The following is a 26,228-nucleotide window of genomic DNA, read 5'->3' as shown; positions in this document are numbered from 1 at the left end:
AAATGACGACCAAGCGCTCAGCGGGTCGTTCGACGGGTCTTATCCGGCCATCCGTATCGGCCACGTCCATGCGTGACCATCGCGCGCCGTGCGGCTGGATCGCCGCTTGCTTGGTGTTGAGGCGCATACGGCGCGTATCGGCCCGAACCACCGCCGGACGGGCGTGACGTGCGACATAGTGCGCTTGCCGATCCGACAACGAAATGCGTTTCAAACGTTGTGCCGGACGTGGCCGACGCGAGCAGGTTTAGTGCCTGCGTTCTAGCGCCGCTTTTGACTGCATGCCGGATTCGACCTAGAACCTACTCGCGGATGCACCGGCGAAGAACGGCATGACGTGACGAGGAGGCGACGTGAAGAAGAACAGGGCACTCTGGCGGCGCACGGGCGCGATCGCGGCGATCGGCGTGGCCGTCGTTGCAGTCTGGCGATATGAAGCGACGACACCGGCGCAAGCCGCGTCATCCGGTACGCCGGCCGCGACGGCGAGCGCACAGCCAGGCGCGGCCGATACGTTCGGCACCGGCGCCGCGACACCCGGCCCCGAGGAGCGGCGGCTAGACGTCGACGCGCTGCGTCGCAGCCTTGCGGGGCGCCCCGATGCGGACGCCGAAGTGAAGCGTATCGTCGCGTTCGCGCGCTTTCGCGACGAGGTTGCCGCGTATGGGGATCGCCGCAACAGCATGCCGCAAGACGAGCGCGCCGCACTTGCGCGCCGGATTCTCGACGAACTTCCCGACCATGTCGCGCGCAACGAGATCGTTCCCGTGCAGGCCGAAGCGCTGAGCGCGGCACTGCTGACCGATACCGAAGCCGACCCCGCGACGCGCAGCGCGGCGATACGGTCGATGCGCGCGCAATGGGACACCTATGCGCAGCAGACGGTCGGCCCGTCGCCGGCTCAGGACCCGCGCTATCTCTCGTACGAACAGCAGAGCCGCGACGTCGTCCGGCAGGTTCAGGCGAGCATTCCCGATCCCGACCAGCAACAAGCCGTCATCGCGCAACGCCTGCAGGCGCTGCGCGTCCAGCTGTTCGACGGCGCTTCACCGTCCGGCGTGCACTGAGCGCCGAATCCGCGACGCCGGGGCGGTGCCCGGCGGCCGCGTCATGTCCATCGACAAGGAGGGGAGATGTCCACAGCACGAAGCCTGCTGCGCGCGGCCGTTGCCGCGCTGCTCGGTTGCGCGGCACTGAACGGCCACGCGGCCGATACGACGATGCCGGATCCGTCGATTCCATATTATTCGTGGTACGAAGTGACGTTGCCGGAGAGCACCGGTGCATCGTGCGGCAACGGCACGCCGATGCGCTTCTACATCAATCGCGCGCAGTCGGACAACCTGCTGTACATGGTGGAGCCGGGCGGCGCGTGCTGGGACTACGGCACCTGCACGCAGACGTCGACCGGCGCTGAGGCCGGCCTCGGCGGCTTCAACCCGGACGGCATCCCGCACAACTACATGAACGGCACCGCGAACGAGGCGCTGCTGTCATCGTTCCTGTCGCCGCTGCTCACGCGGATGGATCTCGCGCACATTCTCGTCGGCGAACCGAAGGTCGAGACGCAGCAGTGGACACAGGTTTTCGTGCCCTATTGCACCGGAGATATCCACATGGGCAGCGCGGTGCGCAACTACACGTCGCCGAGCGGCGACTGGCGGCTGCAGCACTACAGCGGGCTGAAGAACATCCAGGCCGTCGCGCAGTGGCTGACGTCGCACGGCTTCGGCAAGCCGAACCGGCTGCTCGTGTACGGGATGAGCGCGGGCGGCTACGGCACGCTCGCGAACTACGCGACGCTGCGCAACACGCTGCAGCCGCAGGCGCATAGTTCGCTGCTCGACGATGCGGGCACGGTGTTCAACACGCCGTTCGATGCGGATGCGGCCATGCATCCGTCGGTCGGCCTGTACGACCGGGTGCGCACCGAGTGGGGGATGACCGGCCCCGACGGGATGATCACCGTGAACAGCCGGCTGACCAGCCATTTCGATCCCGGCAACATGGGGAGCGCGTACGCGGCGCTGTCGGCGACATTCCCGCACGACCGCTTCGGCTTCTCGAGCTATCAGCGCGACAAGATCATCGCCGCGTATCACTATCGCGCGTTCGTGCCGGCCGTGATCGCGGCGCCCGACGACGCGACGAAGGATGCGCTGTCGCTCGCGATGTTCGACCAGGAACTGGACGGGCTGAAGCAGACGCTGAACCCGCTGCCGAACTTCGGCTACTTCATGCCGTGGGCGCGCAACGACTTCATCGCCAACCATCAGGTGACGGCGGTCAGCTTCACCGGGTCGGGAATCCACGAGAACGGCATCGACGCGGATATCGGCACGTTCGTCGACAACCTGCTGAACCAGCAGGACCCGGCCGATACGCCGGTGATGAAGGCGTTCCGCACGCAGCAGTGGTCGGATTTCACGTTCTCGACGTTTCTTGCGTGGATCGACAGCATCTTCAACCTGACCGGCGAAGCGGGGCCGATCTCGGGGCACCGGGCGTGACGGGGGCGGTTCGCGTGAGCGGGTGACCGCGACGCAGCGCGGCGGCCGGGTGGCGTGGCCGCTCGCCTGCGTCGATGCGGGGCCGTGCGTCGCGTGATTGCGTCCGGTGTTACGGCTTCACCACCGCAACCGCCGGCGCACCCGAATCCGTGCCGGGCGCACCGTTCGACCCATAGGCCGCTTCGGCGTTCTTGCGTTCGGCGAGCCGCTTGGCCGCCAGGCGCTCCTGCGCGGCGACGATGTCGCCCGGATAGTTGTCGCCGTCGCCGGCGATCGGCTCGTAGCCGACCGACTCGAGGTCGAGCAGCTCCTGGCGCACCTGCGCACGCGTGAGCGTCGAGTGCGACGACTGCGCGTACGACGCGGCCGGTGCGGCGAGGAGAGCGGTGGCGGTAGCGGCGACAGTGGCGATGGTGACGATGATGGATTTCACGGTTTCCTCAGACGGTTTCGTTGCGGTTCGGCGCGATTGCGGCTGGCTGAACCAACGAGACAAGTTTAGGAACCCGGATCGGCCGGATAAATGACGATTCCTGTCCAGCTGTGTTCCTGAATCCGTGACAGTGGGTGACGCACGGAGTTCGGAGTGGCCGGTTTCTGCTTGTATTTTTCGCCCGGAATGCCGATCGATGAGGGGCGCACAGTCATTCCATCGGGCTGGCTGCGCATTCGATGTTCGGCGGGCAGGCGCGGGCCCGCCCGGCACGGCTAGTCGTCGAAACGCGGGAAAGCCTGTTGGCGCTTCATGTCCTTCAGCCATTCCTTGACGTTCGCCGGATCGTCGAACTCGCGCAGCGTCAGGTTCAGGTCATGGATGCTGCGCTGCGTGCCCGCGATGTCGCGCGTGAGCATGCGCATGATGGTATCGGGCGCGACCTTGACCGACGGCGCGATCCCGTAAGTGCGCCGGAATCCGGTCTCGACGTCCTGGATCTCCTGATCCAGCTCGCGCAGCTGATCTTCCAGGATGCCGTTGTAGCGCGCGAGCCGATCCTCGCCGAGCCCGTTGATTGCGTGCCGGTCGATCTGTTCGATCTCCAGCTGCAGCTCCAGCAGTTGCAGGAGCTTGCCGTTCGCATAAGCGTGGTTGACCCGCTGCATCAGCACGGTCTTGCGTGCCTGTTCCTGGGGATCGGTCTCGCGATCGGGGTGCAGCGCGCTCGCCAGCTTCCGATAGACCTCGCGGATCGAGCGGCTCGATTCGGCCTGCTCGGCTTCGCGCTTCGCCAGCGCGGCCGATTGCCGGGGTGCTTTCTTGCGCTTGGCGCGCTGTGCCTCGCGGGCCGCGTGCTCGGCCATGTCGCGCTCGAACTGTTCGTCCAGTTCGGCCTGCATGCGCGCCATGAGTTCTTCGGGCGACAGCGCGTCGAGATCGTCTTCCGCGGCCACGTCGGGCGTCGATTCCGGTTCCGGCGCCGGCTTGGTCTGCCGGGGCTCGGCCGCCGCGTCGCTGCCATGATCGGCCGCGCTGTGCCGGTCGTGGATGGCCTTCAACTGCGCATCGTCGCTGAAGTCGAGCAAGTCGCGCGCCATGTTGGCGATCATCCCGGAAAGGGTGCGCTGCTCGGCCTTGCTTAGTCCCTTTTGCAGGTACGCGTCGTCGAGCTGATTGAGCAAGCGGATCCGCAGCGCGGTCGACGTCTGTTCGAGCGGCAACAGCTCGTCGACGAATTTCTTCTGGAAGACCGGCATCACGGCTTCCCACTCGCCGAGACGCTCGCGCCGCTTCTCGATCTGCTGGACGAGCGCATTGAATGCTTTCTGGGCTTTCGACAGGCTGGCTGTCTCGTGGCCGGGCGCGATGGCGACCGCTGTTCCGCGACGTGCGGTCATGATGAATCTCCTTCGGCTGCGGCAGGACGCGCAGCAGCGCGGTATTTTAACCGGCCCGACGTTTCTCCCGTGCCCGATATGGCGCGGCTACTCCTGAAACAACTGCCCCTGCCCGGAGATCACGCGTTCGAAATCGTCGCGCAGGAAAGGCAGGATCGCGTCCGCGACGGGCTGCAGCTGGCGGCTCAGGTAGAACGCGTAGTCGATCGGCGAGCGCATGGTTTCGAGCGGCTCGGGGCCGGCTGTCGTCATCACGTAGCTGATCCAGCCGCCGCGCTGATACTGCAGCGGCCGGCCCTGCGCGTGGTTGAACTCGTCGGCGATCCGTGCCGCGCGCACGTGCGGCGGCACGTTGCGCTCGTACTCGCGCAGCGGCCGGCGCACGCGCTTGCGGTAGACGAGCTGGTCGTCGAATTCGCCGGCCAGCGTGCGCCGCACGGTGTCGCGGATGAAATCCTGGTACGGCTCGCGGCTGAACACGCGCCGGTACAACTCGCGCTGGAACTGCTGCGCGAGCGGCGTCCAGTCGGTGCGCACCGTTTCGAGCCCCTTGAACACGAGATCCTCGCCGCCGTCGGCCGCCGCCGCGAGACCTGCGTAACGCTTCTTGCTGCCTTCTTCCGCACCGCGCACGGTCGGCATCAGGAAGCGGCGGTAGTGCCGCTCGTACTGCAGCTCCAGCGCGCTCTCGAGCCCGAAGTGGTCGCGCAGGTGCGCCTGCCACCAGCGGTTCACGTGCTCGACGAGCGCGCGGCCCTTGGCGCCGGCTTCGTCGTCGTCGTGCGCGCGGCCGAGCCACACGAACGTCGAATCGGTATCGCCGTAGATCACTTCGTAACCCTGCGCTTCGATCAGCTCGCGCGTGCGGTGCATGATTTCGTGCCCGCGCATCGTGATCGACGACGCGAGGCGCGGGTCGAAGAAGCGGCAGCCCGTCGAGCCGAGCACGCCGTAGAACGAATTCATGATGATCTTCAGCGCCTGCGACAGCGGCGCGTTGCGCTGCCGCTTCGCATCGTCGCGGCCTTCCCAGACGCGGCGCACGATATCGGGCAGGCAATGATCGGTACGCGAGAAGCGGGCGCCGAGAAAGCCGGGCACCGATGCGTCGTCGCCGGGATTCGCGAGCCCTTCGATCAGCCCGACCGGATCGATCAGGAACGTGCGGATGATCGACGGATAGAGGCTCTTGTAGTCGAACACGAGTACCGAGTCGTACAGCCCGGGGCGCGAATCCATCACGAAGCCGCCGGGGCTGTTCTGCCCCGTCACGTCGCCGAGGTTCGGCGCGACATAGCCGAGCCGGTGCATGCGCGGCAGGTACAGGTGCGTGAAGGCCGCGACCGACCCGCCGGTGCGATCGGCCGCGAGGCCCGTCACGCTCGCGCGTTCGAGCGCGAAGGACAGCAGGTCGGCCTTGTCGAAGATGCGTGTGACGAGCTCGCAGTCCTTCAGGTTGTAGCGCGCGAGCGCCGGTTTGTCGTGATCGAAGCGGCGCTGGATCTCGTCCATCCGCTGGTACGGATTGTCGATCGACTTGCCTTCGCCGAGCAGCGCCTGCGACACGTATTCGAGACTGAATGACGGGAACGTCCACGTCGCCGATTTCAGCATGTCGATGCCATCGAGAATCAGCCGGCCGGCCGCGCCCGCGAAGAAGTGGTCGGGCTGCTGGCCGTGCGCGCGCCAGTCGAGCACGCTGCCGCCGCGCCCGAGCTTCAGCGGCACGCCGTACTGCTCCGCGTGCGCGTGCAGGATGCGCAGGTCGAACTGCACGAGATTCCAGCCGATCACCGCATCGGGATCGTGTTCGTCGAACCATTCGTTGAGCCGCGCGAGCATCGCGGGCCGGCTGTCGCAGTAGTCGAGGCGGAAGTCGATGGCGCCCGCTTCATCACTGTCGTCGCCATTCGGCGGGCCGAGCATGTAGACCTGCCGTTGCCCGCAGCCTTCGAGCGCGATCGAATACATTTCGCCGTGTACGCTGGTTTCGATGTCGAGCGACACGCAGCGCAGCGCCGGGCGATAGCCGGTCGCGGTTTTCAGTTCGGCGCCGGTCAGCGTGCCGTCACGGCCGGGCTGCCCGCGAAACTCCACGCAGGCTGTGATGAAGCGCTCCATCGCGTAGCGGTCGGGCGGCTGCACGTCGGCTTCGTAGACGTCGACGCCGGCTGCCGCGAGGCGCTTCTGCAGCCCGGACAGATGGCGATAGCGCTTGCAATAGAGGCCGACGACCGGGCGCTGCCGGAAGTCGCGCAGCGCGAGCGGGCGCAACTCGGCCTCGCGCTCGCCGGCCAGCGCGTGTTCGGCGAGCGTCTGCTGTTCGGCCGGAATGAACGCGACGGCTTCCTGCGGGCGCAACCGCACGCGGCGCGGACCGTGTTCGGTTGCCAGCCAGAACTCGATCTCGATGCCGGATGCGGTGTCCCGCCAGTGGCGGGTGAGGATGAAACCCTGCTCGAACGCCGTCAAAACGCTTGCTCGTTGTGGATGCCCAGGCGGCGGATTTTAGCGCTTGGGCGGGTGGCATGCCGGAATGGCGTGCGAGATGTCGCGCCCGGCATGGCGAACAATGATCGTAAGATTCGGGGTCGATTCAACCAGACAGGCGTCTTTTAATGAAAATCACGATGGATCGTGTCGCACGTGGTGCCGTGCATGCCGTTGTCGCGGCTTGTTTGTGTGGGAGCGGGAGCACGATATTCGCCGCTCCGAAACTGAAGATACTGCCGGCGGCCACGGAAGCCGACTGGATACAGGCAGTCAAGCGACACCGGACAAAAGATGGCGCAACCGTTGCCGAAGTGCTGGCCTATGCGGAGAAAATGAGGCCGCGTGTTTTCAAGGTCGAGCGAATCGAAGTCGGCTACAACGGTGCGACCGGTATTGCAGAGGCAGTGACGATTGGCTACTGGATCGGATCGAAGCGCGCACCGGGTGATGTGTTCGTCGATCTCGGATATTCGATGTCGCCTGATGGCCGCGTGATGCCCGTACCGCCGGGCGAGCAAACTGCAACGGCATTGGAGAGCGGGCGGAATGCATTTCTGCGCGCTGTCGACGACACGTATCGGGACACCTGCCGGTCCGATCCCGATTATCCACCGGCTTGTTGACCATCCTCATTCACCACGGTCGCGGCGCGACTCGGGCGCCTGATATCCATCGGATAACGCACCATGACATCGGCATCTCGTTCGCCTCGAGTGTGTGTTGGCGAGCGTCTACTGTTCGGTACGCAATTAGGCAACGTCGAGTCGTTGCGCGACACGCCATTCGGTGTGTGTTGTACGGGAAGGCTTGAGCAGCCAGCGTCGCGCGGCAACCGCGTGCCGCTTTTGCGTCACGTATGCGTCGACGGAGAGTTCGAGCGCATCGTCGTCGATGCGGACGAGCATCGCAGCCGCGCCTGATCCGTCGGCGAATTCGATCACGGCCGGGTGCGGCTTCGCGGCGCGAGGTGCGTCATCTCCGAGCGTCACGATGCTGCCGGGATACAGGTGCGAATGGGCTGTACGTAGCAGCAGGGCGATGGGCATCGAAGGCGCTCCGGACGTCGTAGTGCCGCAGTGGCGTGTGATTGCCGGCGGCATTCATGCGAATGAGCAGCAAATTCCGGCTTTCAATGATTTGAATTCCGCCCGATTGACGCCACGGAATCATCATTCGTAGAATCGCCGATCAAGAACAACATCATTCTGAGAGAGGCGCCATGAATGCGCACAGCGTGGTCGAAGCAATTGCGGAAGGGCTGGCTCGGCGGGAACTGCTTTTCAAGTTTAATACCCGGCTTGGCAGTCATGCTCTGATTCCCGACCGAAGGGCCGGGCAGTCTCGTATCGGCCGCGACGACGCGCCAACACATCGAGCAAGCTGCGTGAGCGTTCATGAAGGATCTCGACCTGACCTGGTCGGCTTCGTATCCGATCACCACGCGTCAAAGCCTTCATTCCGCAGTCGACAGGCATGTCGCTCGACATGAGCGAAGGCAATCGACCGAAAAACGTCACGCATCCACTGATCCCGATTGAATTCGGCTGGCCGGTCTATTGCAGCAGGGATGGCATGGCTGTCCAGTTGCCTGGAAGTCCGCCGCCGCGCTAATTGCTGATGAACTTGTTAACCCCGGACGCCCCATGACCTCACAATCCAGGCAATTCTCATTACCCGGTGCCGCCGCGCTCATCGCGGCGGTCATTACCACGGCCCAGTTTCTGCTCGGCCTCTACGTGTGGTCGACGAAGTCATCGCTGTCCGTGACGATGCTGGCCGTGCAACTGTCCAGTTTCATCGCGAGCTTGGTGTTTCGAACCGGCCTGGTCTACCTGATCGTCCGATGGCACGGCGAGCGTCGCGATCAGCTTGCATTCCGTCGCCCCGCGTTGCCGCTGACCGCCTATGCGTTATGCCTGCTGGTCTGGCAGGCCGCACAGATACTGGTAATCCAGGCGCTGGTGGGAATGTTGCGCGGCGGAGCCCTCAGCCTGACGCATATCGGGACGATCATCGCCCCGCTGAATGCCGTCCTCTATGTGTTCGTGGCCTGGCTCGCGTGGTGGCTCGTCACCCACTTGTTCCGAAACGATGCGTTGCCCGGGGCGCCGCGCGGTCATGCACGACGACGCATTGCGGGTCTCGCGGCCTGGCTGTTTGTCAGCGCATTGCAGTTCTTTATGCCGCAAGCCTTGATGATATTGCTCGACTACCATGACGACGATCTGAAGCTCGTGATGTTGAACTACGTCGGAGGCGTTGTCCTTTGCGCCGCGGTAGTCTTCGCGGGAGCGAGGTTCGGCCTGCCGCGCGATCTCGGTCGACTGCACATCCGGCGTATGCTGGGGGCGTCGCTTGCGTCGGTGGTATCTGTGTTACTGCTGGCCTATGGGGTGTTACGCGTGCTGAGCGACGTGCTCGGGATGGTCAGTTTGATGTCCGGAATGATGCCGATTGTCGTTCTCGCCGGAACCGGCGCGGCCTACTGGGTGTGGTTCCGCGTGTTCTATGCCGGCGCGAGTCGCGTGACTGCTGAAGCGTCATAAGGCATACCGTCATCATGAATGCCGCAAGCGGACACGACGTGATCCGCTTGCACGACAGGACGGCCTGCGGCGATTCGGCAGCGTGCGCGTCGGTCGCAACCCCCCTACGCCGACACCCACGCAACCCCCTCCTTCAAATGCTCCACCCGCTGCGGCCGTTGATACAGATAGCCCTGCGCATACTGAATCCCGACCGCATGCAGCGCTCGATGCTGCACTTCGGTCTCCACACCTTCCGCGATGATCTTCAGGTCGTAGTGGTGAGCAACGGACGCGATCCCTTCGATCAACCCCGCGCTGCCGTCGTTCAGTTGCGAGACGAACTGGCGATCGATCTTCACGTAGTCGAACGGAAAGCGAGACAGCATGTCGAGATTGCTGTGATGCGTGCCGAAATCGTCGATCGCGAACTTCGCGCCTTTCGCTCTCAGAGCATGGAAGATCGCGGTGGTTCGCGCGTTCTTTTCGAGCAGGATGCGCTCGGTGACTTCGAGCACCAGCGTAAAGCCGGGCGGCAGCGCGCGGATCGCCTCCTCGACGATGGACACGAACCGCGTGCGTTCGAGATCCTTCGGCGCGATGTTGATGGCGATGCGCAGCGGCACGGATGACGCCAGCGCGGACAGTTCCGACACGGCTGTCCTCAGCACGAATTCGGTCACTTTCGGCAGCACGGCGCTCGATTCCACCTGCGGGATGAACACGGCCGGGCTGATGGCCCCCCACTTGGGATGCTGCCAGCGCAGCAGCGCCTCGACGCCGACGGTCCTGCGCGTCTCGACATCGACGATCGGCTGGTACACGACATGGAGCTCGTCGCGCCTGAGCGCGTTGCGCACGGCCTTCAGCAGCAACCGGCGCGGCGCCATCGCCAGCAGGTAGGCGGCCATCACGAGGCCGTCCGCCAGCAGCACGATCGTGATGCCGATCAGCCGATAGCGGTGCCGTATTTGCGACGCATAGTGCGCGGATGCCGCAACCCGCACCGTGAACGGCCAGCGGGGCGACAAGATCGTGCTTCCACCTGCGGGTTCCGTGGCCGACTCCGGCGAATACTTCCCGTTTTGATCGAGATGGCCCGAACCCGCGATCGACAGCGTCGCGGTTTCCGTCCCGTAGCGCGCACCGTGCGCGAGCGCGTCGGCCACGTAGTCACCTTCGATCAGGTAGAGCACGCCCGCGCCGGGCGCGGTGGCGTAGAACACGGGCAGCACCGGGATACCTTGCTGGAACGGCGTCTGGCGCAGCAGCGTGACGAGCGTCGAGCCCGGTTCCGGCTCATGTGTGTACGCGCCGAGCGGCAAGTCGATCGCCCCCAGCGCCGACGAGCACATGACGCGGCCGTCGTGCACCAGCGCCACGGCGCGCAGGTAGCGCAGGCGCGTGCCGATCTCGGCGAGCGTCCGGAATACCGTTGCACATGGCCGCCCGACGAGCGCGGTCAGTTCGTCCACATGTCGCAGGCGTGCACCGTCGAGGATGCGGTCCACCGATGCCACGATGTCGTTCGCGATGACGCGTTCATGCTGGGTGACGGTTTCGCGTGCGTAGCGGTCGGCCAGTGCGATCGCGAAGGCCGGCACGAGCACGCAAACGATTACCGCGACGAAAAAGGCGACCCGCGGCCATGCACCGCTGTGCTGGAAAACTGGCTTCGAGCCTGGCGTGAACGCCGACATTCCCGCGGTCGCCTTTGGTGTTGTGTGTTTGGAGAGGCAAGTCGAACCGGTCGATACGCCAACGGCGCGCATGCGTCATGCCGGGTTCGGGCAATGCGCCGTACGCGCCGGGATCGCGATGCGATCGATTCTACGATCGCGGCGGGCACTGCGACAGCCCTGTCGCAATCGACCATTCATTCCGGAGGCTTGCCGCGATAAACATGTGCATATGGCGCATGTATATTGGCGTAGCGCACTAAAAAAAAACCCCCGGCCGCATGGTCTTGCGGCCGGGACGAAAAACACCGTCTCTTGGCACGAGGATGGTGCGCGGCAAGTATAAGATGTGACGAGAGATTGCGAAATATTGTTATTCAACAATTGGTGTAGTTTTGTCATTGTGTCTCGACAGGAAACATTCTTTCGTGATGCTGTCTTCGTCGACCAGCCGGCGGCCTGCGATCGATCGCCGCGCGATACGGTCGCACGTCTCGCCGGAGCTTCGGGATGGAAGAAAATACCGTGCACACGGTCATCGTGACCGATGGTGCATCCGCAGCCGACGGCGGCTCGCTGTGGATCCGGATCGACGTAAACGGGCAGGCCCGCAACTACCTGCTCGATCGCGCACTCGCATCGCGCGGTACGCCGCGCTACAACACCATCAGCGGCGAACATGGGTCGCTTTCGAAAGGTGAACGAAAGGAATTGCGCATGCTGCTGCGCAGCATTGCCGACCCCGGGATGTGGGCCGGCATCGTCGGCACGTTCGTGCAGGTGCTACGGGAGTCTGACGGTGAATGAACGATGCGGTGCCGGTGCGTCGTGCGGGCCGCGATTCAGAAATCGTTGCGCATCTTGCGAAGCAGGTCGCCGCCCGACTGGTGCGTGTCCACCGCGGTGAGGACATCGGTCAGGAACCACGGCAGGTTCAGTTGCGTATTGGAATCGCTGACGCATACGCGGATCGGCGGCGCCTTCGACGACGGGCGGGCGTCGGGCGTGGCATCGCGGGACGGCACGCAGTTTTTCGCGTGCGCCTGAACGGGAGCCGGCTCGGCGCTGCCGGATGTCGTACCGGCGGCGGCCGGGAAGCTGACGGCGGCAAGCAGGGTCAGGATAGCGGCAGTGGCAACGCGTTTCATGGGATTCTCCGGCGATGCTCGTTCGACCGCGCGAGCGGACGCGAGTTCGTCGGCGCCACGCTCAGCCGCGTGCGACGTTCGCTGCCCGCGCAGGCTGCCGGCTGCGCCACTGCTGCGGCGATTCACCGGTCCAGCGCCGAAAGGCGCGCGTAAATGCGCTGTGTTCCGAATAGCCGAGCAGCCACGCGACTTCCGCGAGCGTCAGCCGCGGATCGTTCAGGTGGTCGATCGCGAGCCGCCGCCGCGTGTCCTCGCGCAGTATCCGGAAGTTGAGCCCGAGTTCGGCAAGCCGCCGATGCAGCGTGCGCGACGACACATGAAGGTCCGACGCGATCTGTTCGATGCTCGCTTCGCCGTGCGTCAGCAGGCGCGCGACGGCTTCGCGCACCGACTGTTCGAGATCGTCCGTCTGCCGCAATTCGGCAAGCAGCGCGCTCGCCTGGCGCTCCATCATCTGCAACAGCGCGTCGTCCGGTTGGCGCAGCGGCTGCGTGAGCAGGTGCAGCGGGAACGCGAGGCGGTTCACCGGCTGGCCGAACCGCACCGGGCAGCCGAAATACGCGACGTACGGGCGTTCGTCGGCGGGCGACGGGTGCACGAAGCAGACCTCGTCGGGCCCGTGACGCGTGCCGGTGATATTGCGTGCGAACTGGACGATGGCCGTCAGCGCGACTTCGTCGACGAGCGGGCCGAGCGGCTCGGGCGCGTCGTGCCATTCGATCGCGACCGACGTCGCTTCGACCCGCACTTCCATGCGCGCGACGTTCGCGATCAGGTGTTCGTATTGCTGCCAGCGCGCGAGTGCGGCGCCGGCATCGCGGCACGCATGCAGCGCATAGCCGAGCGCACCGAGATGAGCGGGTGTGATCCGCTGGCCGACGTGCAGGCCGAGCAGCGGATCGTCGAGCGCGCGGACGGCGCATTCGAGCAGGCGCCGCCAATGCGCGCTCGCGTAGAGCGTGAGCCCGCGATCGTCCTCGGGCGGCCGTGCCTCGCCGAGTACGCGCGCGGCATCCTTGCCCTGCTCGGACAGATAGTCGAACAGCAGCCGCACATAGGTGCTCGAGTAGTAGACGCGCTGCGTCGATAGCGGGGAGGCGGCGGGCATGGCGGAAAGTGTCAAGTAATCGTCGGCAAGTGTCAACGCGGAGCGACCCGCGCGCGACCATACTGACGGTCAGTTCTTGATCGAGGCCGCGAACATGCCGACCGAGTTGATGACGTGGCTCCATGCGTTCCTGGGTAACGACGTGGACTGGAAGCAGGTGCTGCTGATCGGCATGACGCCGGTCTTCCTGATCGCGTTCGCGATCGAATACGCGGTGATGACCGGGCGCGGCCGCCGCGAGCCGTTTCGCTGGAAGGAGATCGTCGCGAACCTGTCGCTCGGCGCCGGCTATCAGGTGGCCGAGACCGTGATGGGGCTGCTGTTCACGGGCGCGATCTTCGCGTGGGTCTACCGGCACCGCTGGTTCGACGTGCCGGTGAACGGCTTCACGATCGTGCCGATCTTCGTCGGCGTGGAGTTCTGCTACTACTGGTTCCATCGCACGTCGCACCGCGTGCGCTGGTTCTGGGCCGCGCACGTGCCGCATCACAGCGGCGAAGTGATGAACTTCACGACGGCGATGCGGCAGTCGCTGCTGAACGCGTTCGTCGGCGTGTTCGTGTTCTACCTGCCGCCGGTGTGGCTCGGCATCCCGCCTGCGGTCGTGCTGTTCCTGCTCGCGGTCGATCTCGCGTACCAGTACTTCGTGCATACCGAGGCGATCGGGCGGCTGCCGCGCTGGTTCGAGTACGTGTTCGACACGCCGTCGAATCATCGCGCGCATCACGGCCGCAATCCGCGTTACATCGACAGGAACTATGGTGGCGTGCTGATCATCTTCGATCGCATGTTCGGCACGTATGTCGAGGAAACGGAGCCGGTCGACTACGGGATCACGCAGCAGATTCGTTCGTACAACTTCCTGGTGCTGAACCTGCACGAGTTCGTCGACATGTGGCGCGACGTGTTCGCGCCGGGGCCCGTCCTGCAGCGATTGAAACACCTGTGGATGCCGCCCGAGTGGGAGCGGCCGGGGCATCGGCCGATCCATACATGGAGTGTCGAGCGCAAGGGCGAGGATGCGATTGTGACGGCGTCGCACGCCATGCCTGACGAGGATGCGCCGGCGCAAGGGCGCAAGATCGTACAAGCCACGGGGACTCGCTCCGGCTAACCTGCGCGCTTTCCTCGGCGAAAGGTGCGGCGGGCAATGACGAAGAAAGTATTCTGGGACGATCCCTACCGGACCACGCTGGATACCGTCGTCAGCCACGTCGACGGCGATCGCGTGCGGGTGGACGCGACCATCTTCTTTGCGTTTTCGGGCGGGCAGGAAAGCGACGCGGGGTCGCTTGGCGGCTATCCGGTCATCCAGGCCGAAAAGCAGGGCCTCGACATCGTCTATACGCTGCCGCACGATCATTCGCTGACGGGCGGCGATCACGTCACCTGGCGTATCGACTGGACGCGCCGGTACCGGCTGATGCGTCTGCACTTCGCGGCAGAAATGGTGCTGCAGCTGGTCTATCGGCTCAGGCCCGGCATCGAGCGCATCGGTGCGCATATCGGGCAGGACAAGGCGCGCATCGACTTCGCGAGTGACGCGAGCCTGGCGCCGCTGTTTCCCGAGATTGAATCGGCCGCGGCCGACCTGTCGAAGCGCGACCTGCGCATCGTGACCGACTTCAGCGACGTCGACGCGCAACGCAGGTTCTGGACGGTCGACGGCTTCGCGACGATGGCGTGCGGCGGCACGCATCCGGCGTCGACCGGCGAGATCGGCATGCTGACGCTCAAGCGCAGGAATACCGGGAAGGGCAAGGAACGGATCGAGGTCATGCTGGTCGAGCCGGAGAGGGCCGGTGGGTAGCGGGGCGAGCGGGTTTTGTGACCCGCTGCCCGCGTCACCTCACTGATACCCGTAACACTGCTTCAACCCCGCGTAGTCGTAGAAGTGGCTGCCCGGTGCGATCTTCGCGCCGTCGCACGCGGCCTGGAAATCCGTTTCGCGCTCGTTGTACAGCATCTTCACGATGAGCCGCGAGCCGTTCCGATAGACATCCCACTGCATGTTCGCGGCCATCGGCGACACCTGGTCGCCGCGCCACGGGTTGTTCGCGTACGTGTACGTCTGCGCCTGAGGCGTCGGCACGAACACGTTCTTCAGGTTCATGATCGACGCGAACGGAATCACGATCTCCGCATGCGTGAAGCGCAGCTTCGCGGCGCGGGTCAGGTCGCCGCGCGCGATCGCATCGACTTCGCCGAAGAAATCGTCCTGCAGCACCTTCGCCATCCGGTACGTGACGGGGTTCGCTTCCTGGATGCCGGGCCCCTTCTGGTAGTAGTCCTCGGCATCCTGCAGATACGCGAGATACTGCGCCTGCTCCGCGCCGATGTACTTCTCCATCGTGACGCCGCCGGTTTCCGCCGTCATCGCGGGCGCGACCTGCAGCAGGTTGTACAGCACGTTCACCGCATCGACGGCCGTCGCGATCTTCGTCTTGCCGTCGCCCTTCAGCGTGTTGGTGAACTTGCCGTCCGTCGACGTGAACGCATAGGTGCCCGTGTTCGCGAACGTGTAGCCGCTGGTGCCGAGCTTCGCGATGAATGCCTGCGACACGAGCGCGGACAGCACCGTTTGCGCGACGTCGGCCGCCTGCGGCGCGGCCTTGATCGTGTTGAGCTTCGCGGCCACCGTCGTGTCGTTCGCATAGGCCTGGTATGCCTGGCTCGCCTGGTAGGTCGCGTAGTACGGATTGCCCGCATCGGTCACGAGATCGGTGGCCGGCTTCAGCGAGTGGAAGTACAGCAGGAAACGGTTGGTGCCGGCCGGCTGCGCGACTGGTGCGTTCGCGGGATAGCCGGACGGCGCAGCCGGCAGCGTGATCGCGGCGGCCAGCGCCGGTTGCGCGGCCACGAGCGACGCGGAGAAATACGTCGAGCTGTCGACCGCGCGATCCTGGCCCGAGTTGACGACGACGATCTGCCGGTTGCCGGCCGCGAACAGCGCGGGCAGCCGCTGCGCGAGACGCGTGGCGAGCTGCTGGTGTTCGCGGATGCCGGTTTGCGTGAGGTTGCCGTACCCCGGCGTCGAGATGCCCGCCACGCCATAGCCGAGCAGCGCATTGGCCTTCATCATCGCGTACGTGTCGGCCTTGAGCTGCGCGCCGAGCGCGGTCAGCGCGCCGTCGGCCTCGGCCTTGACCAGCATCGTGTAGATCGCACCGTCGTACTTGAAGCCGGACAGCCCGCGCGAGCCGTGGCGCGCGACGAGTTCGGCATAGACGGGCGCGTAGCCGGCGGGCGGTGCTTCGTACGTCGCGGCGTCCTGCTGCGGGCGGTACGGCGTCTTCGTCTGGTAGTAAGTCGCGGGTGTCGGCTTGGGCTGAGGCTGCGGCTGCGGTACGGGCGTCGAGCCGCTGTTGTCGGCAGAGGCCGCTTGCGGTGTCGAGTCTTCGCCGCCGCAAGCGGCGAGCAGCAGGCAGGTAATCGCGAGGGCGGTGGCGGTGCGGATCGGGCGTGTCATCGTGGCGTGCAACGGGCAGGACGATGCAGGTTCGCGTCGTCCCGTCTCCGGGAGGGATCGGTCAAGCCCGGAAGTGTTGCAAGCGACTTTGACAGCAGAATGTCAGAATTCGGTCGGGCAATCGTCGGATTGCCGCCGGATCGTTCATGGCCGGCCGCCGCCGGCCCGTGTGCCGGCGTTCAGTGCAGGCCGGCCGATGCGATCGAGCGCACGATGTCGGTGACGTTCACACAGCGCGACAGGCCGAAGTGTTCGGCTTCGCGGCGCTCCGGTTCGCTGCTCGCAATCGCCAGCGCGCGTTCGGGCGGCACGCCGAGTGCCTGCAGTGCGACGTCGAAAGGATGCTGGTTTGATCTGGAGTCCTGCTGATTGGCATCCGTGACGACGACCGAGAAGCGGTCGAGGTTCGCGCGGCCGAACTGGCCTTCGAACATATCGCTGAGCCGTGCGGCCGGCAGCGTCGTGACGAGACCGAGTCGATATCCTTCTTCCGATGCTCGGTCGAGCCACTGGATGATCGCGTCGCGTTGATGGCGCGATTCGTGCGAATCCGGTGTTGCTTCGATTTGCGCGAATGCAGCGTCGAGACGGGTGACGATGGCTTCAATAACCACGGTGATTCCTCTTCAGAGACGTGATGATCCGTTCGCCGACGGGAATGCCACACACCTTAGCGTCGATCCGGAAATTGCGACCAATTAATATTTATATCAGACTCATACGATCTGACTTATGAATACGGTTGCGAGCCAATGTGGGCGCGGGATGCGTGTCGCACGACCTATTCCGCGCGAATGGCATCGTATCGACGGCCTTCGATGTGATGCACCAGATTCGCGCACGCGGTGAATGCACCGCACATGTGCATATGAAAAAACGGCATATCGAGCGAAGCACGCCCGATATGCCGTCTTGCGATACCGCGTGTGAACAGGCGCAATCAGTGCAGCTTGATCGACGGCTGGTTGCGGCTTTGCAGCCAGTGGCTCAGCGACTGGAACAGCGCACGCTTCACGCCGACCACGCTGAACAGGTGCTTGCGATACAGGAACTTGTACAGCCCGATCGCGGCGAGCCCGTCGACGATCAGCGAGCGCGAACGCACGCTGATGTCGGCCTGGTACACGGCGCCTGCATGCCCGAGCGACACGACGGTGCCCGCATCGCGGAACGTGAAGCCGGCCACCGGCTTGCCGGCGACGCGACGCGCGAACGCGTTGACCAGATACACGGCCTGCTGGTACGCGACCTGCGCGCGCGGCGGCAGAAAGCCGCTCGCGCCGGCCGTCGGGCAAGCGGCGCAGTCGCCGAACGCATACACGTGCGGATCGTCCGGCGTCTGCAGCGTATCGGTCACGATCACCTGGTTCGAACGATTGAGCGCGATGTTGCCGATCTCCCGCAGGAACGCGGGGCCTGCCACGCCGGCCGCCCAGATCGTGATGTCGCTCGCGAGCCGTTCGCCCGTCGAGGTCGTCACGGCATCCGCGCCGACTTCCGCCACGCGGGTATCGGTCAGCACGTCGACGTTCAGCGCGCGAAGCTGCGCGTGCATCTTGCCGGACAGCCGCTCGTCGAGCGCCGGCAGGATGCGCGGGCCGCCTTCGATCAGCCGGATGTGCACATCGCGCGCGGACACCAGCGCCTTGAAGCGGTACGTCGTCAGTTGCTGGATCGCATGCCGCAATGCCGCTGCCAGCTCGACGCCCGTCGCGCCCGCACCGATCACGTTGATGCAGATCGGCGCCGCGCGCCGCGCGGGCTGCTGCTCGGCCAGGTGATTCGCCTTCGTGCAGGCCGCGAGGAACTTCCGGCGGAAATCCTCGGCCTGGTCGAGGTTTTCGAGCGGCAGCGCGTGGCGTGCCGCACCCGGCACATTGAAGAAGTTCGTCACGCTGCCGACGGCGAGCACGAGGTCGTCATAGCCGAGCTCGCGCTGCGGCAGGATTTCCGTGCCGTCCGCGTCCTGTACGGCCGCGATCGTCGCCGTACGTGCCGCGCGGTCGACCTGTTGCAGCGCGCCCTGAACGAAGCGGAAGCCGTGGCGCTTCGCTTGCGCCGCGTATTCGATCGTGTGCGATGCCGGGTCGCGATGGCCCGATGCGGCTTCGTGCAGCAGCGGCTTCCAGAAGTGCGTGGGGTAGCGGTCGACGAGCACGATTTCGGCCTGCCCGCGGCGTCCGACCGTATCGCCGAGACGCGTGGCGAGGTGCAGGCCGCCGGCGCCGCCGCCGACGATCACGATGCGCGGCAGGCGCGGTGCGCGGTCCGTTGCAAGGTTGGGCGTGGTGTTGTCCATGTTGGGCTCCCGCTTTAATGACGATTCGGATGACATTGCTCAAGAACCGACGATATAGTTTCGAACCCACTCGAACAATTTAATGTTTATAAGCGACTCATATGTATTCACTTATAGGAAAGACCGCGACGTTCCGGCAGCTGAAGGCGCTGGACATGATTGCGCGGCTCGGCAGCGTGTCGCGGGCGGCCGAGGAGCTGAACCTGACGCAGCCGGCCGTGTCGCTGCAGGTTCGCCTGCTCGAGGAGGCGGTGGGCGCCGCGTTGCTGCAGCGGGTGGGGCGCGGCGTGCAGCTGACCGCGGCCGGCGAGATCGTGTCGCGTTACGCGCGCGAGATCCTGCATCTGTGGAGCGAGGCCGGCGACGAAGTGGCCGCGCTGACGGGCGACCTCGGCGGCACGCTGCGGATCGGCGCGATCACGACGGCCGAGTACCTGATCCCGCCGCTGCTCGTCAAATTCACCGCGACGCGTCCGCATGTGAAGACGTACTTCAAGGTCGGTAACCGCGACGACATCATCCGCATGCTCGCGACGCATGAAATCGATCTCGCGGTGATGGGCAGCGCGCCGAAGGAGCTGCGCACGCATGCGGTCGAGTTCGCGAAGCATCCGATGGTGTTCGTCGCGGCGCCCGGCCATCCGCTGATGCAGCGCAAGCGCGTCGCGCTGAAGGATCTCGAATCCGCGCACCTGCTCGTGCGCGAACGGGGCGCAGGTACGCGCTCGACCGTCGAGAGCCTGTTCAAGAACGCGGGTTACCGGTTCCATGTGGGCTCCGAACTGTCGAGCAACGAGGCCATCAAGCAGATGGCGGAAGCGGGGCTCGGCGTTGCGTTCCTGTCGTTGCACGCGTGTGCACTCGAACTGCGCACCGGGCTGCTCGGGCAACTGCCGTTCCCCGGCAACCCGATCGAGCGCGAATGGTATGTGGTCACGCTCGCCGACCGGCGCATTTCGCAGGTCACGGGACTGTTCCGCGACTTCCTGATCAAGCAGGGCGCACCGGTGATCGACGGCGCGACGGTCGCGCCGCACGAGCGGCGGCGCAAGTAGGTGGACGACGCTGGCCGCGCGGCCGGTCAGACGAGCCCGAAGTCGTCGTTGCTGTCGGGGATCGACGCGAGCAGCCGTTCGAGCCGGTACCAGCCGACGATGCGCAGGCACCAGGTCGCGATTGTGGCGCGGTCGTTGCGGGCGCGGGGGCCGGATGAAGGGCGGGTGGCGGCGGACGGCGAGCGCGCGGCGAACGCTGCGCGTTGAACAAGGCACTGATGGGGCATGACGGTCTCCGTAGGTGTCGGATGAGGCCATCGTAAGCGGCGCGGCGCCCGCAGGCGCGCACGCAAGGATGGCCCCGAGCAGAAACGGATGATCTTTTTCTGCTCAACCGGGGCGCGCCGCCGGCAGGCCCGGCAGGCGGCCCGAAAACGCGTCACAATGCGCGTTCGACATCCCCATCCACTGGAGGAAGGCCATGAGCGATGCGATTCTCGCGGCGCCGACGGACAACGGCGTCCCGGTCAGCCTGCGCTCCAGCCGCGGGCTCGGCTGGCACGGCTTCGGTGCGTCGCTGCTGCAGATCCGCGCGGGCACCTACCGGATTCCGGCGGCCGAGCATCACCGGATCGGCGTGCATATCGGGTCGCCCGTTCGCGCGGATTGCGTGTGCGACGGCGAGCGCGTGTCACGCATCCAGGCGCATGGCGACGTCGACGTGATTCCGGCCGGCCTGCCCGGGCAGTGGACCGACAGCGCCGACTGCCAGATCCTCCATATCGCGCTCAGCGACACGTTCGTGCGACGGACCGTCGAGCAGCTCGAGCTGAAGCCGTCGCAGGGGCAGATCCGCCGCCGGCTGCAGGTGCGCGATCCGCGCCTGCAGCACATCGCATGGGCGATGGCCGCCGAACTCGAAGCGGAAGACGCGTCGGATCCGCTCTATGCGGAAAGCCTGTGCACGGCGCTCGTCGCGCGGCTGGTCGACGGCCAGCCGGCGTTCCGCGAGCGCCGCCGCACGCTGGCGCCGAAGGCGGCCGCGCGCGTGATCGACTATGTCGAAGCGAACCTCGACCGGCGCATGACGCTCGCCGAACTCGCGGCGCTCGTGTCGATCAGCGTGCCGCATTTCAAGGTGCTGTTCCGCGAAACGCTCGGGATGCCCGTGCACCAGTACGTCGTGCGGCGCCGGGTCGAGCGCGCGAAGGTGCTGTTGCTCGAAGGCCGGCTCAGCATCAGCCAGATCGCGCTCGAAGCCGGGTTTGCACACCAGAGCCACATGGCGAACTGGATGAATCGCGTGCTGGGGGCGACGCCGACCGAGATTGCGCGATCGGGGGCACGGGGCGGGCTGCGGCTCGCGTATGACGGCGAGGGCAGCGGGAGCGGGGCGTAACGGAGCGATGGCACCGCGCCGGATATGAGGTGTCGTGTTGTATCCCGGGGAAATTCTCCAACAGGCTGTTGGACAATTTCCGCGTGCGCCTTCGGCAAGAGGCAGACCGTACGATTCGAAGCGACGGGCAAGGCCGTGGGCAACTCGCATGGCAACTGCCACCCAATCCGTCATCCTTTCCTGCTGTATTCATCCCTCCGTGCGCGCCGTTCCCTTCGCGCAACCCGACAATCACCACACCATCATCTCCCCCAGGAGCGAATCGTGTTCGTGATCTTCGGTGCATCCGGCAACGTCGGCCAGTCGACCGTGACGGCCTTGCGCAATGCCGGCCATCCCGTGCGCGCGGTGTTGCGCGACGCACGCCATCGTGAACGTTTCGCGCAGCTCGGCTGCGACGTCGTGATCGCCGAGTTGACGGACGCGAACGCGATCGCGTCGGCAATCGACGGCGCACAGGCCGTGCAGATACTGTGCCCGGTGCCGGTCGCGGACCCCGATCCGGCCGCGACGATGACGCGGACGATCGACGTCGCGACCGCCGCGCTCGCCGCCAACCCACCGCCGGTGCTGCTCGCGCTGTCGGACTACGGCGCGGAGCGCGACGGCAATACGGGCATCACCCGGCTGTTTCATCACTTCGAGGAACGGCTGCGGACGATCCCGACGCACGTGACGCTGCTGCGTTCGGCCGAGCATCTGCAGAACTGGACGCGCATCCTGCCGGTCGCGCTCGGCACCGGCGTGCTGCCGAGCTTTCACCATCCGGTCGGCAAGGTGTTCCCGACAGTCTGGGCGCCCGATGTGGGCGTCGTTTCGGCTCGGCTGCTGCTCGATGCACCGGAAGGCGGCAACGGGCCGCGCATCGTCAGTGTCGAAGGGCCGCGGCGGGTGAGCGTGACGGCGATCGCCGATACGCTCGGCGCGGCGGCCGGCCGGGCCATCGTCGCGCATGAACTGCCGCGCGAGACGTGGGCCGCGACGCTGCTGCGTGCGGGCCTCAGCGAGCGCCATGCGCAGTTGATCGTCGATCTCTACGACGTGCACAACGCCGGGCAGATCGACGTCGAGGCGGGTGTATCGGAGCGGCTTTACGGGACGACGACGCTGACCGATGCGCTCGCCCAACTGGTGCGCCAGTACGCGCGATAACAGCGGTGGCGGCACGCGTTGCCCATCACGCCTGTCGCCGCACCTTGTTCAGTACCGCATACGAAAGCGACCCGATCACGATCCCCCAGAACGCGGAGCCGAGCCCGAGCCACGTCATGCCCGACGCGGTCGCGAGGAACGTGATCAGCGATGCCTCGCGGTGGTTCTCGTCCGCGAAGATCCCGTGCACGTTCGCGCCGATCGCGCCGATCAGCGCGAGCCCCGCGAGGATCGCGACGAACGCCTTCGGCAGCGCGAGGAACACCGCGACGATCGTGCCCGCGAACAGCCCGCCGACCAGGTAGATCGCCCCGTTCGCCAGCCCCGCGATGTAGCGCCGGTCCGGGTCTTCGTGCGCGTCCTTGCCGGTGCAGAGCGCGGCCGTGATCGCCGCGACGACGATCGTGATCCCGCCGAAGCACGCAACCACGAGCGACATCACGCTGGTCGCGGTGATGATCGGCCGCGCGGGGGTGTGATAACCGGACACGCGCAGGATCGTCATGCCCGGCAGGAACTGGCCGGTGAGGCTGACGACGACGAGCGGCAGCGCGAGGCTGAGCGTCGTGCCGAGCGTCCATTCGGGCGCGATGAAGATCGGGTGCGCGATGCTCGCCGATACGTTGCCGAGATGCGTCATCCCGAGCAGCGTCGCGAGCGCGGCGCCCGTCAGCAACACGAGCACGATGCTGTAGCGCGGCAACAGGCGCCTGAAGATCACGTAGGCCGCGATCATCCCGAACGCGAGCGCGGGCTGCTCCGACGCGGCGGCGAACGCGTGCGTGCCGAACGGCAGCAGGATGCCGGCCATCATCCCGCACGCGATGCCGTGCGGAATGTGGCGCACGAGCCGGTCGAAATAGCCGGTCACGCCGATCAGCAGGATGATCAGCGCGGCCGTGATGTACGCGCCGACGGCCTGGTTGAGCGTCAGTTGCGGAAACAGGCCGACGAGCAGCGCGGTGCCGGGCGCCGACCACGCGGTGATGACCGGCACCTTCAGCTTCCAGCTCGCGAACAGGCCCGATACGCCCGCGCCGATCGAGATTGCCCAGACCCATGACGACACCATCGCGTTCGACGCATGCGCCGCCTGCGCGGCCTGGAAGAAGATCGCGAGCGGGCCCGCGTACGAAATCAGTACCGCGAGAAAGCCCGCGGTAATCGCGGAAACGGACCAGTCGTTGCCGATCGCGCGGATCGCGCCGGGCGGGGTGTTCGGTTGCATCGTCGTGGGGGAGTGCGGCGCGCGGCCGGGGGCAGAGCCGGGGCGAATGATTGTTGGAAGCCCCGGACGAGCCGTCATTCTGGGCATTGCCGGCGCAATTGGCAATGCGCGGGTGCGAGCGATGCTGTCGGCTTTCCGTAAGGAAGGTGCAACGGGGCGGATGAATCGATGGCCGTGCGGCCTGTCACCCCGTTTGCTGAATCCGGCGCCTTCGCCGCATGTCACGTACTGATCTGCAACACCTTGTCGACCACCGCCACCTTCACGCCGCTCCCGGTCGACAACGACGCCGTGCCCTGGTCGAACGGATGCACGGGCGTATCGGTCGGCGTCCACGCATGGCGCGCCAGCAGTTCGCGATACCCGCCGCGAATCACGAAGCCACCGCACTTTCGCGCATACGCGTCGCGGCGCATCCGGTACGCGCGCGGCAGGTCGTACCACGGCAGTTTCGGCAGGTCGTGATGGACGAGGTGATAGTTGTTGTTCAGGTACAGCAGCCGCATTGCGAAGCCTGCTTCATTGATCGCGATGCGCGCCTTCGGATGCGGTGCGGCGCGGTGCTCGTACAGCGAGCGAATCATCGCGATCGACAACGCGGGCCACGTGACCGCGAGCAGGTAATACCACCACGGCACGCCGATCGCCCATTGCAGCCACGCGAGCAGCGCGACCACGCAGGCGACGTGCGTCGCCCACATCGGCAGATAGCGGAAATCGCCGCGACGAAACGAGGCGAATGCGTCGACGCCCATCGCGGCGATGCTCAACGGCGGCCCGGCGACGAAGCGTCCGACGAAGGTCTTGCGTGCGACCGTCAGCACGCGGCGCCAGCGCGGCAGCTGTGCCCAGCGCTCGCGCGTGACGTAGTTCGTTTCGGGATCGACGCCCGGCACGGTCAGGTCTTCGTCGCGGTGATGGTCGAGATGCGTGTCGCGATACAGCGTGTACGGATACCAGACCGTCAGCGGCGGATAGCCGAGCAGCTTGTTCACGCGCGCGGAGCGCGTCGGATGGCCGTGCAGCAGCTCGTGTTGCAGCGACAGGTGCCACGCGCCGAGCAGGATCAGCGGCGGCGTCGCGGCCGCGAGCGACAGGGTTCCGTCGCGCACGAGCAGCAGCACGGCGAGCCAGCCGCCGTAGATCACGACGACCAGCAGCCAGGTCGGCCACTCGGTGCGCGCGATGAAGCGGGTGTCGAGCGCGGCGATCGCACGCGCGTGGTCGACGTCGAAGTATTCGGCCATGGCGTTGAGGCGGGATTGAACGGGCAGCGCGGGGAACGAGCGGTTGAACCGGTGCGCTCGGCCCTGGTGCGCAGGTGTCTCGCGGATCACGGTCGGCCTGTCCGGGATCACGCGCGGTGGCGAGGCTCGGGCAGGCATCACGACGGTACCGGGATCGCACCACGCGGCCAACCAATCGATTCGCATTTGCTTATCGTCGCGCGGCCGATAAGCTTCGGGCGCGCTGCGTCACGTTCGGCCCCCGTTTTGCCGGGATTGAATCAGGTTCCGCTGCGCGAGCGTCACTGCGTAGAATGCCCGCATGAGCCCATGGATCGCCACCCTGCCGATGTACAACGTGACGCCGCGCCACGACGCGCTGTGGCGCGCGCTGCTGCGCGATGCACTCGATGCGTTCGCGAACGCGGGCGGGCCCGCCGATGTCGCGCTTCCCGATGAACCCTTCGACGATCTGCACGCGCTGTGGCGGCGCGACGATCTGCTGCTGTCGCAGACCTGCGGCTACCCGTACCGGATGCTGGGCCTGCGCGATGTCGTGCGACTGATCGCGACCCCCGTGTTCGATGCGGACGGCTGCCACGGCGCGCACTACAGCAGCGTGCTCGCCGTGTCGGCACGCGCGCATGCGGGCGGCGCGACGACGCTCGCCGCATGCCGCGGGCTGCGTGCCGCATTCAACGGTCGAGATTCGCACAGCGGGATGAACGCGCTCCGGCATGCGGTTGCGCCGTATGCGCGCGACGGACGATTCTTCGGATCGGTAGCAGCGCTCGGCTCGCACCTGAACGTGCTGCGTGCGCTGGCTTCAGCGGAAGCCGATTGCGCGGCGATCGACTGTGTGACGTTCGCGTACGTGCGCGACGCGCTGCCCGAATTGCTGGAGGACATCCGGATCATCGGTACGACAGCCTCTGCGCCGGGGTTGCCGTTCATCGCATCGCGCGCGCTGCCGGAAACGCAGGTCGCCGCGTTGCGGGACGCGCTCGATCGCGTGGTCGTCGCCGATGCTGAACGGGCGCGCGTGCTGCGGCTGAAGGGATTCGAACGGTTGTCGCCAGGCGACTACGACACGATTGCGCGGTTCGAGCACGAGGCGGCCGCGCACGGGTATCCCGCGCTGGCCTGAGTGGCGCGAGCGTCGCC

26 protein-coding genes are annotated in these 26,228 nt (G+C 66.0%); 12 read left to right on the top strand and 14 right to left on the bottom strand.

Annotation, left to right across the window (positions count from 1 at the left end; all coding sequences use genetic code 11):
* Positions 1–353: 353 nt before the first annotated feature.
* Together plcR and BCO18175_RS35730 are read left to right on the top strand one after the other, a co-directional pair.
* On the top strand, positions 354–1,067 hold the full coding sequence (gene plcR, locus BCO18175_RS35735; protein ID WP_174987971.1) for a phospholipase C accessory protein PlcR: 714 nt from the start codon (positions 354–356) through the stop codon (positions 1,065–1,067).
* Positions 1,068–1,133: 66 nt separating this feature from the next.
* Positions 1,134–2,510, top strand: a complete 1,377-nt coding sequence (locus BCO18175_RS35730; RefSeq protein ID WP_174987968.1) for a pectin acetylesterase-family hydrolase — start codon at positions 1,134–1,136, stop codon at positions 2,508–2,510.
* A gap of 109 nt (positions 2,511–2,619) precedes the next feature.
* On the opposite strand, the gene BCO18175_RS35725 is transcribed toward BCO18175_RS35730, so the two are convergent.
* From BCO18175_RS35725 to BCO18175_RS35715, 3 genes are all read right to left on the bottom strand, one after another.
* Positions 2,620–2,943 carry a DUF4148 domain-containing protein gene (locus BCO18175_RS35725; RefSeq protein WP_174987965.1) on the bottom strand — a complete coding sequence of 108 codons (324 nt, stop codon included), beginning with the start codon at positions 2,941–2,943 and terminating at the stop codon, positions 2,620–2,622.
* Between the two features lie 275 nt (positions 2,944–3,218).
* Positions 3,219–4,343, bottom strand: coding sequence for a J domain-containing protein (locus BCO18175_RS35720; protein WP_174987962.1), 1,125 nt, complete (start codon positions 4,341–4,343; stop codon positions 3,219–3,221).
* 87 nt (positions 4,344–4,430) lie between these two features.
* Entirely contained in the window at positions 4,431–6,815 is a 2,385-nt protein-coding gene (locus tag BCO18175_RS35715) for a DNA polymerase II (RefSeq protein ID WP_174987959.1), read from the bottom strand.
* 146 nt (positions 6,816–6,961) lie between these two features.
* Here BCO18175_RS35715 and BCO18175_RS35710 point away from each other — a divergent pair, with 146 nt between their 5' ends.
* Positions 6,962–7,459: a hypothetical protein gene (locus BCO18175_RS35710; RefSeq protein WP_174987956.1), complete on the top strand. Its 498-nt coding sequence runs from the start codon at positions 6,962–6,964 to the stop codon at positions 7,457–7,459.
* Positions 7,460–7,585: 126 nt separating this feature from the next.
* On the opposite strand, the gene BCO18175_RS35705 is transcribed toward BCO18175_RS35710, so the two are convergent.
* Together BCO18175_RS35705 and BCO18175_RS35700 are read right to left on the bottom strand one after the other, a co-directional pair.
* Positions 7,586–7,882 carry a hypothetical protein gene (locus BCO18175_RS35705; protein WP_174987953.1) on the bottom strand — a complete coding sequence of 99 codons (297 nt, stop codon included), beginning with the start codon at positions 7,880–7,882 and terminating at the stop codon, positions 7,586–7,588.
* An 83-nt stretch (positions 7,883–7,965) separates the two neighbouring features.
* A complete protein-coding gene (locus tag BCO18175_RS35700) occupies positions 7,966–8,232 on the bottom strand; it encodes a hypothetical protein (protein ID WP_174987950.1) in 267 nt (88 codons plus the stop codon).
* A gap of 77 nt (positions 8,233–8,309) precedes the next feature.
* On the opposite strand from BCO18175_RS35700, the gene BCO18175_RS35695 reads away from it, so the two are divergent.
* Together BCO18175_RS35695 and BCO18175_RS35690 are read left to right on the top strand one after the other, a co-directional pair.
* Positions 8,310–8,447: a hypothetical protein gene (locus tag BCO18175_RS35695; RefSeq protein WP_174987947.1), complete on the top strand. Its 138-nt coding sequence runs from the start codon at positions 8,310–8,312 to the stop codon at positions 8,445–8,447.
* Positions 8,448–8,479: 32 nt separating this feature from the next.
* Positions 8,480–9,382, top strand: a complete 903-nt coding sequence (locus tag BCO18175_RS35690; RefSeq protein ID WP_174987944.1) for a hypothetical protein — start codon at positions 8,480–8,482, stop codon at positions 9,380–9,382.
* Between the two features lie 104 nt (positions 9,383–9,486).
* On the opposite strand, the gene BCO18175_RS35685 is transcribed toward BCO18175_RS35690, so the two are convergent.
* Positions 9,487–11,061 (bottom strand): EAL domain-containing protein, encoded by a 1,575-nt coding sequence (locus BCO18175_RS35685; protein WP_254608224.1) that lies wholly within the window; start codon positions 11,059–11,061, stop codon positions 9,487–9,489.
* Between the two features lie 489 nt (positions 11,062–11,550).
* Here BCO18175_RS35685 and BCO18175_RS35680 point away from each other — a divergent pair, with 489 nt between their 5' ends.
* Complete coding sequence (locus BCO18175_RS35680; RefSeq protein WP_174987938.1) at positions 11,551–11,847, top strand: hypothetical protein; 297 nt, start codon at positions 11,551–11,553, stop codon at positions 11,845–11,847.
* A gap of 35 nt (positions 11,848–11,882) precedes the next feature.
* On the opposite strand, the gene BCO18175_RS35675 is transcribed toward BCO18175_RS35680, so the two are convergent.
* Positions 11,883–12,188 (bottom strand): hypothetical protein, encoded by a 306-nt coding sequence (locus BCO18175_RS35675; RefSeq protein WP_174987935.1) that lies wholly within the window; start codon positions 12,186–12,188, stop codon positions 11,883–11,885.
* A gap of 61 nt (positions 12,189–12,249) precedes the next feature.
* Positions 12,250–13,296, bottom strand: a complete 1,047-nt coding sequence (locus tag BCO18175_RS35670; RefSeq protein ID WP_174987932.1) for an AraC family transcriptional regulator — start codon at positions 13,294–13,296, stop codon at positions 12,250–12,252.
* Positions 13,297–13,390: 94 nt separating this feature from the next.
* Here BCO18175_RS35670 and BCO18175_RS35665 point away from each other — a divergent pair, with 94 nt between their 5' ends.
* A complete protein-coding gene (locus BCO18175_RS35665) occupies positions 13,391–14,410 on the top strand; it encodes a sterol desaturase family protein (RefSeq protein ID WP_174987929.1) in 1,020 nt (339 codons plus the stop codon).
* 36 nt (positions 14,411–14,446) lie between these two features.
* A complete protein-coding gene (locus BCO18175_RS35660; RefSeq protein ID WP_174987926.1) occupies positions 14,447–15,106 on the top strand; it encodes an alanyl-tRNA editing protein in 660 nt (219 codons plus the stop codon).
* Between the two features lie 39 nt (positions 15,107–15,145).
* Here the strand turns inward: BCO18175_RS35660 and BCO18175_RS35655 are convergent, their stop codons facing one another.
* The 3 genes from BCO18175_RS35655 to BCO18175_RS35645 form a co-directional block, all read right to left on the bottom strand.
* The gene (locus BCO18175_RS35655; RefSeq protein WP_174987923.1) at positions 15,146–16,765 is read right to left on the bottom strand and encodes a histidine-type phosphatase; all 1,620 of its coding nucleotides are present in this window, start codon (positions 16,763–16,765) and stop codon (positions 15,146–15,148) included.
* Between the two features lie 179 nt (positions 16,766–16,944).
* Positions 16,945–17,379, bottom strand: a complete 435-nt coding sequence (locus BCO18175_RS35650; RefSeq protein WP_174987920.1) for a phosphatase — start codon at positions 17,377–17,379, stop codon at positions 16,945–16,947.
* Positions 17,380–17,705: 326 nt separating this feature from the next.
* The gene (locus BCO18175_RS35645; RefSeq protein WP_174967951.1) at positions 17,706–19,064 is read right to left on the bottom strand and encodes an NAD(P)/FAD-dependent oxidoreductase; all 1,359 of its coding nucleotides are present in this window, start codon (positions 19,062–19,064) and stop codon (positions 17,706–17,708) included.
* A gap of 101 nt (positions 19,065–19,165) precedes the next feature.
* On the opposite strand from BCO18175_RS35645, the gene BCO18175_RS35640 reads away from it, so the two are divergent.
* Entirely contained in the window at positions 19,166–20,119 is a 954-nt protein-coding gene (locus BCO18175_RS35640) for a LysR family transcriptional regulator (protein ID WP_046548935.1), read from the top strand.
* Between the two features lie 26 nt (positions 20,120–20,145).
* Here BCO18175_RS35640 and BCO18175_RS35635 read toward each other — a convergent pair whose 3' ends face one another.
* Positions 20,146–20,346, bottom strand: coding sequence for a hypothetical protein (locus BCO18175_RS35635; protein WP_174987917.1), 201 nt, complete (start codon positions 20,344–20,346; stop codon positions 20,146–20,148).
* A gap of 194 nt (positions 20,347–20,540) precedes the next feature.
* On the opposite strand from BCO18175_RS35635, the gene BCO18175_RS35630 reads away from it, so the two are divergent.
* Together BCO18175_RS35630 and BCO18175_RS35625 are read left to right on the top strand one after the other, a co-directional pair.
* Complete coding sequence (locus tag BCO18175_RS35630; RefSeq protein ID WP_174987914.1) at positions 20,541–21,458, top strand: AraC family transcriptional regulator; 918 nt, start codon at positions 20,541–20,543, stop codon at positions 21,456–21,458.
* A gap of 264 nt (positions 21,459–21,722) precedes the next feature.
* The gene (locus BCO18175_RS35625; RefSeq protein WP_174987911.1) at positions 21,723–22,610 is read left to right on the top strand and encodes an NmrA family NAD(P)-binding protein; all 888 of its coding nucleotides are present in this window, start codon (positions 21,723–21,725) and stop codon (positions 22,608–22,610) included.
* Positions 22,611–22,635: 25 nt separating this feature from the next.
* Here the strand turns inward: BCO18175_RS35625 and BCO18175_RS35620 are convergent, their stop codons facing one another.
* Both BCO18175_RS35620 and BCO18175_RS35615 read right to left on the bottom strand, forming a co-directional pair.
* Positions 22,636–23,838, bottom strand: a complete 1,203-nt coding sequence (locus BCO18175_RS35620; protein WP_174987908.1) for a benzoate/H(+) symporter BenE family transporter — start codon at positions 23,836–23,838, stop codon at positions 22,636–22,638.
* A 221-nt stretch (positions 23,839–24,059) separates the two neighbouring features.
* Positions 24,060–25,085, bottom strand: coding sequence for a fatty acid desaturase (locus BCO18175_RS35615; RefSeq protein WP_174988089.1), 1,026 nt, complete (start codon positions 25,083–25,085; stop codon positions 24,060–24,062).
* A gap of 301 nt (positions 25,086–25,386) precedes the next feature.
* Here BCO18175_RS35615 and BCO18175_RS35610 point away from each other — a divergent pair, with 301 nt between their 5' ends.
* Positions 25,387–26,211 carry a phosphate/phosphite/phosphonate ABC transporter substrate-binding protein gene (locus BCO18175_RS35610; protein ID WP_174987905.1) on the top strand — a complete coding sequence of 275 codons (825 nt, stop codon included), beginning with the start codon at positions 25,387–25,389 and terminating at the stop codon, positions 26,209–26,211.
* Positions 26,212–26,228 lie beyond the last annotated feature (17 nt).

The sequence above is a fragment of the Burkholderia lata genome, assembly GCF_902499335.1.
Classification (GTDB): domain Bacteria; phylum Pseudomonadota; class Gammaproteobacteria; order Burkholderiales; family Burkholderiaceae; genus Burkholderia; species Burkholderia lata_B.
The sequence above is the reverse complement of the archived record's forward strand: the minus strand, read 5'-3'. Positions and strand labels throughout refer to the sequence as shown.